The organism is Streptomyces sp. SD15 (assembly GCF_054462255.1).
This window is the reverse complement of sequence record NZ_JBTLMO010000014.1, coordinates 175,845-186,158: the sequence shown is the minus strand read 5'-3', so window position 1 is coordinate 186,158 and position 10,314 is coordinate 175,845. Positions and strand designations below refer to the sequence as shown.

9 protein-coding genes are annotated in these 10,314 nt (G+C 70.8%); 6 read left to right on the top strand and 3 right to left on the bottom strand.

The features are described from left to right. Positions 1 to 484: 484 nt before the first annotated feature. The 6 genes from ACX28W_RS16740 (at position 485) to thpD (ending at position 7,433) form a co-directional block, all read left to right on the top strand. Positions 485 to 3,265, top strand: a complete 2,781-nt coding sequence (locus ACX28W_RS16740; RefSeq protein WP_458999751.1) for an alpha/beta hydrolase family protein — start codon at positions 485 to 487, stop codon at positions 3,263 to 3,265. A 159-nt stretch (positions 3,266 to 3,424) separates the two neighbouring features. After that, positions 3,425 to 3,949, top strand: coding sequence for a DinB family protein (locus tag ACX28W_RS16735; RefSeq protein WP_458999750.1), 525 nt, complete (start codon positions 3,425 to 3,427; stop codon positions 3,947 to 3,949). Between the two features lie 328 nt (positions 3,950 to 4,277). Continuing rightward, a complete protein-coding gene (gene ectA / locus ACX28W_RS16730) occupies positions 4,278 to 4,817 on the top strand; it encodes a diaminobutyrate acetyltransferase (RefSeq protein ID WP_458999749.1) in 540 nt (179 codons plus the stop codon). Between the two features lie 28 nt (positions 4,818 to 4,845). Beyond that, positions 4,846 to 6,117: a diaminobutyrate--2-oxoglutarate transaminase gene (gene ectB, locus ACX28W_RS16725; RefSeq protein WP_458999748.1), complete on the top strand. Its 1,272-nt coding sequence runs from the start codon at positions 4,846 to 4,848 to the stop codon at positions 6,115 to 6,117. An 18-nt stretch (positions 6,118 to 6,135) separates the two neighbouring features. After that, the gene (locus tag ACX28W_RS16720) at positions 6,136 to 6,540 is read left to right on the top strand and encodes an ectoine synthase (RefSeq protein ID WP_458999747.1); all 405 of its coding nucleotides are present in this window, start codon (positions 6,136 to 6,138) and stop codon (positions 6,538 to 6,540) included. A 5-nt stretch (positions 6,541 to 6,545) separates the two neighbouring features. Continuing rightward, a complete protein-coding gene (gene thpD / locus ACX28W_RS16715; protein ID WP_458999746.1) occupies positions 6,546 to 7,433 on the top strand; it encodes an ectoine hydroxylase in 888 nt (295 codons plus the stop codon). Between the two features lie 6 nt (positions 7,434 to 7,439). Here the strand turns inward: thpD and ACX28W_RS16710 are convergent, their stop codons facing one another. From ACX28W_RS16710 to ACX28W_RS16700, 3 genes are all read right to left on the bottom strand, one after another. Further along, complete coding sequence (locus ACX28W_RS16710; RefSeq protein ID WP_458999745.1) at positions 7,440 to 8,540, bottom strand: maleylpyruvate isomerase family mycothiol-dependent enzyme; 1,101 nt, start codon at positions 8,538 to 8,540, stop codon at positions 7,440 to 7,442. 25 nt (positions 8,541 to 8,565) lie between these two features. After that, a complete protein-coding gene (locus ACX28W_RS16705; RefSeq protein ID WP_458999757.1) occupies positions 8,566 to 9,174 on the bottom strand; it encodes an RNA polymerase sigma factor in 609 nt (202 codons plus the stop codon). A 64-nt stretch (positions 9,175 to 9,238) separates the two neighbouring features. Further along, positions 9,239 to 10,288: an aminotransferase class V-fold PLP-dependent enzyme gene (locus ACX28W_RS16700; RefSeq protein ID WP_458999744.1), complete on the bottom strand. Its 1,050-nt coding sequence runs from the start codon at positions 10,286 to 10,288 to the stop codon at positions 9,239 to 9,241. Positions 10,289 to 10,314: the final 26 nt, after the last annotated feature.

Sequence of the window (10,314 nt, the reverse complement as noted above, 5' to 3'; positions counted from 1 at the left end):
CAACCCCGGCTCCTACCCAGCCTTCACGCCCCCGACGAAGACCCACGAGGACAGCGTCCCGCCAGGCAGCGCAGGGGACCAGGCGAGGAGGCGCAGGCCGCGCCCACGACAGCCCGTACGCAACCAGCATGTGATGGACGCTCCGTACCCGCCTGCGTAGGACATCGGGGATGCCGAGCGTCACAAGGCCCGCCCCGCCCCCTCCCCCGACCCCGGTCCGCTGTACCCAAGAACGGACACACCGACCCGGGACGCGTCATCAGCCGCCAACCCGTGGTGATGTCGGTGTTCTCCACGGCTCGAATTCAGCCCGCCTTTCCCGGCGTCCGCGCGGGCCGCCCCCGGTGACCTGATTCCTGCCCTGCGAGATCCTTCCCCTCCGCCACAGGCAACCCACAGGCCCCATTTCGCTTCCTTCGAGGCGTGAGGTGCTCCCGGTACCGACGGGTGCGCCCGCACTCGAAGTGTGAGGAGGGGACGACCCTTGAACCATGCCCGGCGAATAGGTGTCACCGCCGTGGCCGTGCTCGCGGCCCTGGCGGGCTCACCGGGACTGGCCCAGGCCCAACAGCCGCCCCAGGCGAAGCCGTTGACGGCGGACGCCGCCGACAACGCACTGCCCCCGGGCTGGCGCGTCACCGGGGAGGGCGTCGCGCGTGAGCTGGTCTGGCGGTCGGACAGGGCCGTGCCCGTGGGCGACGCCCGTGTCGAGTTCCACGCGGACGGCCGGCTGCTCGGCGTACCGAAGCAGGCCAAGGACGGCCGCACGTTCCGGCTCGCCCTCAACCAGGCCACTCCGCTCAAGGACCTCCAAGTCCTGGCGAGCGGGCGCCGGTTGGACGGGCCCGCCGACAACACCGGCAAGGAACGCAAGAATTCCCTGGCCGCCGCCCAGCCCCCGGCCCAACTCCCGGCGAACTCCGTGGACCCGGGCAAGCCGGGCTCTTACGGCACGGTCACCGGCGAGTACGACCTCGACCCGGTGAAGCTGCCCGGCTTCGCCCAGCCGGTCGAGATGCAGGCCGTCGTCGTCGCGCCCACCGGCGCCACCGGCAAGCGGCCGCTCGCACTCTTCCTCCACGGCCGCCACCCCACCTGCTTCAAGCCGGGCGGCAGCGAGGACGACTGGACCCTTGAGTGGCCCTGCTCGGCCGGCACCCAGCCGATCCCGAGCCACAAGGGCTACCTGAAGGACCAGAAGCTGCTGGCCTCCCAGGGCTATGTGACGGTGTCGATCTCGGCGAACGGCATCAACGGCCAGGACGCGGACGTCGAGGACGCCGGTGCGCAGGCGCGCTCCTCGCTGGTGCGGCAGCACCTCGCCAAGTGGGCCGGCTGGGCCGCCCACCCGGGCACCGCCCCGGCGTCCGTGCCCGACGCGGCCAAGGCCGACCTGTCCCGCGTCCTGCTCGTCGGCCACTCGCGCGGCGGCGAGGGCGTCAACCGGGCCGCCATGGACAGCCTCTACCCGCCGCCCGCCGCGCAGGACGGCTACCGGGGCCCGGTGCGCTGGAAGATCCGCGGGACCGTCCTCATCGGACCGACGATCTTCGGCCAGAACCCGGTCGCCGACGTGCCGTCCACGACGATCCTGCCCGGCTGCGACGGTGACGTCTCCGATCTCCAGGGCGAGGTGTACGTCGACGGGACGCGCGGGGTCAGCCGTGGCACCGCCCTGCACAGCGCCGTCTACGTGGTCGGCGCCAACCACAACTTCTTCAACACCGAGTGGACGCCGGGCCAGTCCGAGGCACCCTCCTTCGACGACTTCTGGGAGTTCCCGGAGGACGAGCCCGACCCGGTGTGCTCCACCGGCACCCGCACCCGGCTGACCGCCGACCAGCAGCACCAGGCGGGCGCCACCTACATCGCCGCCGCGGCCCGGCTGTACATCGCCGGCGACGACCGGGTACGCCCGCTGCTCGACGGCACGGGCCGACGCGCGCCCTCCGCCGACCCGGCCCGCGTGCTGACCCACGCGGTCGGCGCCCGCCGCACGGGCGGCTTCCTGCCCGACGCCCCGGTCGAGGTGACCGGCGGCAGGCTGTGCTCGGCGCTCGACCCCGACCCGGCCGTGGCCTGCCTGGCCCCGGACACCGAGGGTTCGTCGCCGCACTTCGCGTGGTGGTGGAAGGAGAAGGAGGCCGGCCGCAGCGCGGTCGCGCTGAAGTGGTCGGCGCCGGGCGCGGCGACCAAGGTCAGCCCTCCCGCTCCGGTCTCCCTCTCCGGCGCCAAGAGCCTGGCGCTGCGCGTCTTCGTGCCGCCGAACACGACCGGCACCAGGCTGGACGTGACCGTCACCGACTCCTCCGGCCGCCGGGCCGAGCTCGGCCAGGTCCAGGTCGACGGACTGCCGGGCAGCGCGCGCACCGCCTCCTACTGGGCGCGCGAAGTGCGTGTCCCGCTGACCGCGGCCACCACCGCCGGACTCGACCTGGGGCACCTCAAGTCCCTTGAGCTGACTCCGCGTTCATCGTCCGGACAGGCCTGGCTGATGGACGCCTGGGGCTGGGCCCCCGGTACCCCGGCGGTCAAGGCCCCGGCGCTGCCGCGCGTCGACATCGGCCGGCTCACCGCAGAGGAGGGCGACTCGGGCACCGTCACCTACCACGTCCCGGTCCAGGTCTCCGGGCACGGCAGCGGCACGGTCCGCTTCTCCGTCCTCGACCCCGACACCGGAGAGTCCACGGACAAACTGGTCACGGTCCGGCCCGGCAGCAGCCCCATCGACTTCCCTGTGGAGGTGAAGGGCGACACGCGCTTCGGCTACGACGAGCAGTACGACGTCATCGCGAAGGCCGTGCGCGGCGCCGTCATCGGCTCGTACCGGGGCGGGGTCACCGCGCTGAACGACGACCCCGAGCCCGCGGTCACCCTGACTCCGGTCAAGGACCAGGGGACCGAGGGATCCACGCTGACCTGGCGGATCTCCCTCTCCGAGCCCGCCGATGCGGACATCTGGCAGCCGGTCCTGGTCCTTCCGGTCACCGAGGGCGCCGAGCTGTCCACCAAGGACGTGGACCCGCAGTGGCTGATGGACTACGGCGGTGAACTCCCCGACCCGGAGCGCGCGCTCTCCCAGGCGAACCTGTGGGCGTGGATGACCGTCCCGGCCGGGGCCACCAGCGTCGACTTCATCGTGTCGACGGTGAAGGACCAGCTGGCCGAGCCCGCCGAGTCGGTACGCCTCGCGCTGACCGACTACGACGCCGAGCCGCTTCCCGACCACCCGGTGCTGACAGGCACGGTGGTGGACGCACCGTAAGCCGCCCTGCGTAGGGGGCATGGACCGGGCGGTCCATGCCCCCTACGTGCACACACGTGAGGTGAGCGCGAGCACACCGCAGGGACCGGAAGGGCACAAGCCCACCGGAGGAGTTCGAGTACTCCCCGAAGCACGACCGCACCGTGCCAGACTCCCACCATGACGACCTACGCCACGCTCCCCGACGGCCGCCCCATCCCCCTCCTGACCGCCGACGAGCGGCCCATGCTGGAGAGTTGGCTCGCCTTTCACCGGGCCACCCTCGAGCAGAAGTGTGCGGGGCTCGACGACGAGCAGCTGCGGTGCGCCTCCGCCGAGCCCTCCCCACTCACCCTGCTGGGACTCGTCCAGCACCTCGCCGAGGTGGAACGCACCTGGTTCCAGCGGGTGGTCGGCGACGAGAAGCTTCCTGCGGTGTACGAGGAGAAGTCCGGCTACCGGCTCAGCCCCGAGCGGGGGCTCGACGAGGCTCTCGTGGTCTGGCGGCGGGAGATCGCCCGTGGGCAGGAGGTGTGCGCCGATCGGTCGCTCGACGACGTCGGGCGGATCCCGGACGGGATGCCGATGGCGGGCATCGAGGTCAGTCTGCGCTGGATCTACCTCCACATGATCGAGGAGTACGCACGCCACAACGGACACGCCGACATTGTCCGCGAGCGTATCGACGGAGTCACCGGCGCCTGATTCAGGGAATTACAGGGCTTCTCCGCCCTCCTTATTCCGCTATTAATTCAACGCAGCTTCCCGTAGTTCTTATGCCCGCTTTTTTTGACCCTAAACGCTAAGATTTCGCGAACGCCAACGGCTGTAATTCGGGAAGATCTCGTGACGGTTACGTGCATGTGATCGACTCCACATCGCGCCCGTTTTGCCCCTTTCACACCGGGCATATCGGGATCTTTCGGTACGCCCTCGCACAGGCGCATGCACCCGCGTGATAACACATGGACAGCCCGCACGTAACCCCGTCCAGCGATGCAATTTCACTTTTCTCTCGGTAAATTCAATCCGCATGACCGCCGCACAAGCAGACCTGCAAGCGGAATTCCTGGAAATGCCCGAGGGACTACGGATCGACCGTCCTGAGGTGGCGGACGGGGCCGCGCTCTGGCGCATCGCCAAGGACTCCGAGACCCTCGACCTGAACTCCTCGTACAGCTATCTGCTGTGGTGCCGTGACTTCGCCGGCACCTCGGTAGTGGCACGCGCCGCCGACGGCCGGCCTGTCGGGTTCATCACCGCGTACGTACGGCCCGAGCGCCCCCGCACCCTGCTGGTGTGGCAGGTGGCCGTCGACGCGGCGTACCGCGGGCGCGGGCTGGCCGCGGCCCTGCTCGACGGGCTGACCGCGCGGGTCTCGGGCGAGCGCGGGCTGTCCGTCGTCGAGACGACCATCACGCCCGGCAACACCGCGTCCGAGCGCCTGTTCACCTCGTACGCGCGGCGCCACGGCGCACACGTGGAACGCGAAGTCCTGTTCGAGACAGGGCAGTTCCCCGACGGCGGGCACGACCCCGAAGTGCTGTACCGCATCGGCCCCCTGTCGCTCTGAACCCCCCACGCTTCTGAGGAGTTACGCCGTGACCATCACCCAGCCCGACCTGAGCGTCTTCGAGACCCTGGAGTCGGAGGTACGCAGCTACTGCCGCAGTTGGCCCACCGTCTTCGACCGGGCCCGGGGCAGCCGGATGTACGACGAGGACGGCCACGCCTACCTGGACTTCTTCGCCGGCGCCGGTTCCCTCAACTACGGCCACAACAACCCCGTACTCAAACGCGCCCTGATCGACTATCTCGAACGCGACGGCGTCACCCACGGTCTCGACATGTCGACGTCTGCCAAGCGCACCTTCCTGGAGGCCTTCCAGAGTCTCGTGCTGCGGCCGCGCGACCTGCCGTACAAGGTCATGTTCCCCGGGCCGACGGGCACCAACGCCGTGGAGTCCGCGCTGAAGCTGGCACGGAAGGTGAAGGGGCGCGAGGCGATCGTGTCGTTCACCAACGCCTTCCACGGGATGTCGCTCGGGTCGCTCGCCGTCACCGGCAACGCCTTCAAACGGGCGGGCGCCGGTATCCCGCTCGTGCACGGGACCCCGATGCCGTTCGACAACTACTTCGAGGGCAAGGTCCCGGACTTCCTCTGGTTCGAGCGGCTGCTCGAGGACCAGGGGTCGGGGCTCAACCAGCCCGCCGCGGTCATCGTCGAGACCGTGCAGGGCGAGGGCGGCATCAACGTGGCCCGGCCCGAGTGGCTGCGCGCCCTCGCCGACCTCTGCAAACGGCGCGACATGCTGCTCATCGTCGACGACATCCAGATGGGCTGCGGGCGGACGGGCGCGTTCTTCTCCTTCGAGGAGGCGGGGATCGTGCCCGACATCGTGACCGTGTCCAAGTCCATCAGCGGCTATGGACTGCCCATGTCCCTGTGCCTGTTCAAGCCCGAGCTGGACATCTGGGAGCCGGGCGAGCACAACGGCACGTTCCGCGGCAACAACCCCGCGTTCGTCACGGCCACCGCCGCCCTGGAGGCGTACTGGTCCGACGGGTCCGCCATGGAGAAGCAGACCCGCGCCCGCGGCGAGCAGATCGAGCAGGCCCTGATCTCCATCACCGAGGAGAACCTCGCCGACACCAAGGAATACCGGGGGCGGGGGCTCGTCTGGGGTCTGGAGTTCCACGAGAAGCAGCGCGCGGACCGGGTGGCCCGTCGCGCCTTCGAACTCGGGCTGCTCATCGAGACGTCCGGGCCGGAGAGCGAGGTCGTGAAACTGCTCCCCGCGCTCACCATCACCCCCGAAGAACTGGACGAGGGGCTGCGCACCCTCGCCCGCGCCGTACGCGAAACCGTTTGACGAGGAGGCAGCAGCACCGTGATAGTCCGTTCGTTCAAGGACATCGAAGGCACCGACCGGCACGTCAGGTCGGCATCGGGCACCTGGGAGAGCAAGCGCATCGTCCTCGCCAAGGAGAAGGTCGGCTTCTCCCTGCACGAGACGATCCTGTACGCGGGTACGGAGACGTCGATGTGGTACGCGAACCACATCGAGGCCGTCGTGTGCGTCGAGGGCGAGGCCGAGCTCACCGACGACGAGACCGGAAAGACGTACACGATCACGCCCGGAACCATGTACCTCCTCGACGGGCACGAGAGGCACACCATGCGGATCAAGGAGGACTTCCGCTGTCTCTGCGTCTTCAATCCGCCCGTGACCGGACGGGAGGACCACGACGAGAACGGCGTCTACCCCCTGCTGACCGAACCCGAGGAGGTCTGAGGTCCATGACCACGATCACCGACCTGTACCCGAGCCGTGGCGCCACCGAAGTGGCGGTTCCCCGTCAGGATCCGGTCGTCTGGGGTACGCCGGACACACCCGGCCCCCTCACGGCGGGCGACCTCCACACGTATGAGCGGGACGGTTTCCTCGCCATGGAGGAACTGCTCGCCCCGGACGAAGTGGCGCTCTACCACGCCGAGTTGGAGCGTCTGATACGGGACCCCGCGATCCGCGCCGACGAGCGCTCCATCATCGAGCCGAAGTCGCGGGAGATCCGGTCCGTCTTCGAGGTGCACCGGATCAGCGAGGTCTTCGCACGGCTCGTACGCGACGAGCGGGTCGTCGGGCGGGCCCGGCAGATCCTCGGTTCGGACGTGTACGTCCACCAGTCGCGGATCAACGTCAAGCCGGGCTTCGGGGCCAGCGGCTTCTACTGGCACTCGGACTTCGAGACCTGGCACGCCGAGGACGGCCTGCCGAACATGCGGACCGTGTCCGTGTCGATCGCGCTGACCGAGAACCACGACACCAACGGCGGCCTCATGATCATGCCGGGGTCGCACCGGACGTTCCTCGGCTGTGCGGGAGCCACCCCGCAGGACAACTACAAGAAGTCGCTCCAGATGCAGGACGCGGGCACCCCGTCCGACGAGGCGCTCACCGGCTTCGCCGACCGGCACGGCATCAAGCTCTTCACGGGGCGGGCCGGTTCGGCGACCTGGTTCGACTGCAACTGCATGCACGGCTCCGGGGACAACATCACCCCGTTCCCGCGCAGCAACGTCTTCATCGTGTTCAACAGCGTGGAGAACGCGGCGGTGGAGCCGTTCGCGGCGCCCGTGCGCCGGCCCTCGTTCATCGGGTCGAGGGATTTCACACCGGTGCGGTGACGGGCCCTAGAGCCACGCCAGCGAGGCCGCCCGCTCCAGTACGTCGCGTACGGCGCCGTCGTCGCCCGACGCACCCCGGGGCACCTCGTCGGGCGCGTACCGGCCGCCCACCAGGAGGCAGAAGTCGACGGGATCCAGGACGAGTTCGGCCCGTACCGGCTCGTCCTCGGAGCCCAGGACCCACTGGGCGTCCCGGCCTCCTCCCCCGGTCACCGCGAAGAGCACCGGGGGCGCGGTGGGCCCAAGGGCCGTGCCGAGGATCCGTACGGCGAGCTGGACGAGTTGCCACAGGTGGGGGTCGGGCGGCGGGGGGACGGCGAGTCCGAGGGCCCGCCCGATGTCGTCCGTGTGGATCCACGTCTCGAAGGCGCGCACGAGGAAATGGTCGGCGACGGGCAGCCGTACGCCCATCAACGTCGTGGCGTGGGAGGCCCGTTCGAGGTCCTGGGCCTCGGGCGTGGCGAGCAGCGCCCCGGCCTGCGCGGTCCAGGCGGCGGCCGTCTCCTCGGGCGGGCGCCGCCGCTCGTACGTGATCACCTCGGCGGTCCGCGCGGCCCAGGCGTCCTCCCACCCCGCCCCCTCCGCGACCGGCGCCGCCGGAACGCAGGCGTCGAGGCCCAGCCGGCGTGCCAACGGCTCGTCGGCGGCGATCAGATGGGCGACGGTGCTCTGCACATCCCAGTCGTGCACGACCGGCGTGCCCCACGGTCCGTGCCCGTCCGCCCCGTCCAGCTCCCGCAGCAGCGCCCGTAGTCCGGCGACGGCGGCGGCGTAGGGGGCGGCGTGCGGGGCGACTCGGGGCGCAGCGGGGCGGGAGCGGAGGGCGAGCGCGAGGAGGGCGGGGGCGGGTGCGTCTGCGTTCGTCCCGGCCGGTCGCGGGTCGATGGCTGGATCGCGTCGTTGCCCGCGGTTCCCGTTCACCGAAGCGTGTCGTGCTCCCGGCGTCCCGTCCAGCAGCCGTACCGTCTCCCGCAGCCGCCGCGCCTCCGCGGCGCAGGACGCGCACTCGGCCAGGTGCGGCGGGACCGTTTGCTCGTCGGCCGGTAGGAGGGCCCCGAAGGCCCAGGCCGCCAGGAGATCACGTACGTCGTCGTGGTCGGTGCTCACGCCGCGCCTCCTTCCCCTGTCGCCATCATGCGCCTCTTTCCAGTGCCGGATCGGGCGGGTCGGCCAAAGACTCGGCCAATGTGCGCAGCGCCGAGCGCAGCCGGGTCTTCGCCGTTCCCTCCGGGATACCCAACTCCACGGCGGCTTGGCGGTAGGTGCGGCCCGCGAAGTAGGCGAGGTGGACCACCTCCCGTTGGGGCTGCGGGAGTTCGGCCAGGGCGGTGTGCAGCAGCAGCGAGCGTTCGCGGTCGACGACCGTCTCGTCGGGGCCGGGCCCGGTGTCGGGGATGGCGTGCAGCGCGGAGTCGTCCGCACGGGTGTCCTTGCGGTGCCGGGCCTCGCTGCGCACCCAGTCCACGGCCCGCCGGTGGGCGAGCATGGACAGCCAGGTGCGCAGCGAGCCGCGGCGCGCGTCGAAGGCGTACGGCCTGCTCCACAACTGCGCGAAGACCTCCTGTGCCACGTCCTCGGCGGCGGCCGGGCTACGGGTGACGCGGACGGCGACGTGACGCACCAGACCGCCGTACGCGGCGTAGGCCTCGCCCAGCGCGGACTCGTCCCCGTACACCAGCCGTCGATGCAACTCCGCGTCCGCGGGAGGTTCTTCGAGAGTCGGCTCCACCGGCACCACCACCTCGTGGTGCCTTCCTAGCGCCCCGCCGAAGTCCGCGCCAGAGGGCAACCGGAGTCATCCGGGGTCATCCGGACAGGACGTCCAGCAGCCGGTCGACATCGGCCGGCGTGTTGTACAGGTGGAAGGCCACTCGCAAGTTGCCCGCGCGGTCGGACACTTCGACTCCCGCCTCGCTCAGACCGGGCTGCCGGTGGCCGAGTCCGGGCACCGACACGATGGCCGAGCCGGGGGCGGGCACCGGTGCGTGGCCGAGTTCGCGCAGGCCGGCCAGGAAGCGCTCGGCGAGGGCGAGGTCGTGGGCGTGTACGTTCTCCACGCCGAGCTGCTCGACGAGCTCCAGCGAATGCCGGGCGCCCGCGTACGAGAAGAGGCTGGGGCTCTCGTCGAAGCGCCGGGCGGAGTGGGCGAGTTCCTCGACCGGGCCGTAGCAGCTGTCCCAGGGGGCCTCACCCGCGACCCAGCCGGCGAACACCGCAGTGAGCCCGCCGAGGTCCTCCGGGACGACCAGGAAGGACACGCCCCGGGGGCAGACGAGCCACTTGAAGGCGACGGAGGAGACATAGTCGTACGCGTCCGCGTCCAGGGGCAGCCATCCGGCCGCCTGGGACACGTCGACGTAGGTACGCGCCCCGTGCGTCCGCGCCGCCTCGCGGATCGCGGGCAGGTCGGCGATGCGGCCGTCCGCGGACTGCGCGGCGCTGACCGCGACGAGCGCGGTGCCGGGGCGTACGGAGTCCGCCAGCCGCTCCAGTGGGACGGCGCGCACCTTGAGGTCGCCGCGGATGTGGAAGGGGTTCACGGTGGAGCTGAAGTCCGCCTCGGCGGTGAGGACTTCGGCGCCCGGGGGCAGCGAGGCGGCGATCAGTCCGCTGTAGACGGCGACCGACGCCCCGGCCGCCACCCGGCGGCCCGGGACCCCGACCAGACGTGCGAACGAGGCGCGGGCGGCCTCGACGTCGGCGAACATGTCGGACGGCTGCCCGGCGGCGACACTCTCCACGGCGGTGCGCATGGCGGCCACCGCGCGGGCCGGCAGGAGCCCGGTGCTCGCGGTGTTCAGGTAGGTGTTCTTCGGAGCGAACTCGGCGCGTACGAGGGTCTCGAAGGTCTCCATGGGACCACTGTGCTGCCCCGCGAACC

Coding starts and splice junctions, on each gene's coding strand:
- ACX28W_RS16735 (WP_458999750.1), top strand. CDS start 3,425: ATGACGACCTACGCCACGCTCCCCGACGGCCGCCCCATCCCCCTCCTG.
- ectA (WP_458999749.1), top strand. CDS start 4,278: ATGACCGCCGCACAAGCAGACCTGCAAGCGGAATTCCTGGAAATGCCC.
- thpD (WP_458999746.1), top strand. CDS start 6,546: ATGACCACGATCACCGACCTGTACCCGAGCCGTGGCGCCACCGAAGTG.
- ACX28W_RS16700 (WP_458999744.1), bottom strand. CDS start 10,288: ATGGAGACCTTCGAGACCCTCGTACGCGCCGAGTTCGCTCCGAAGAAC.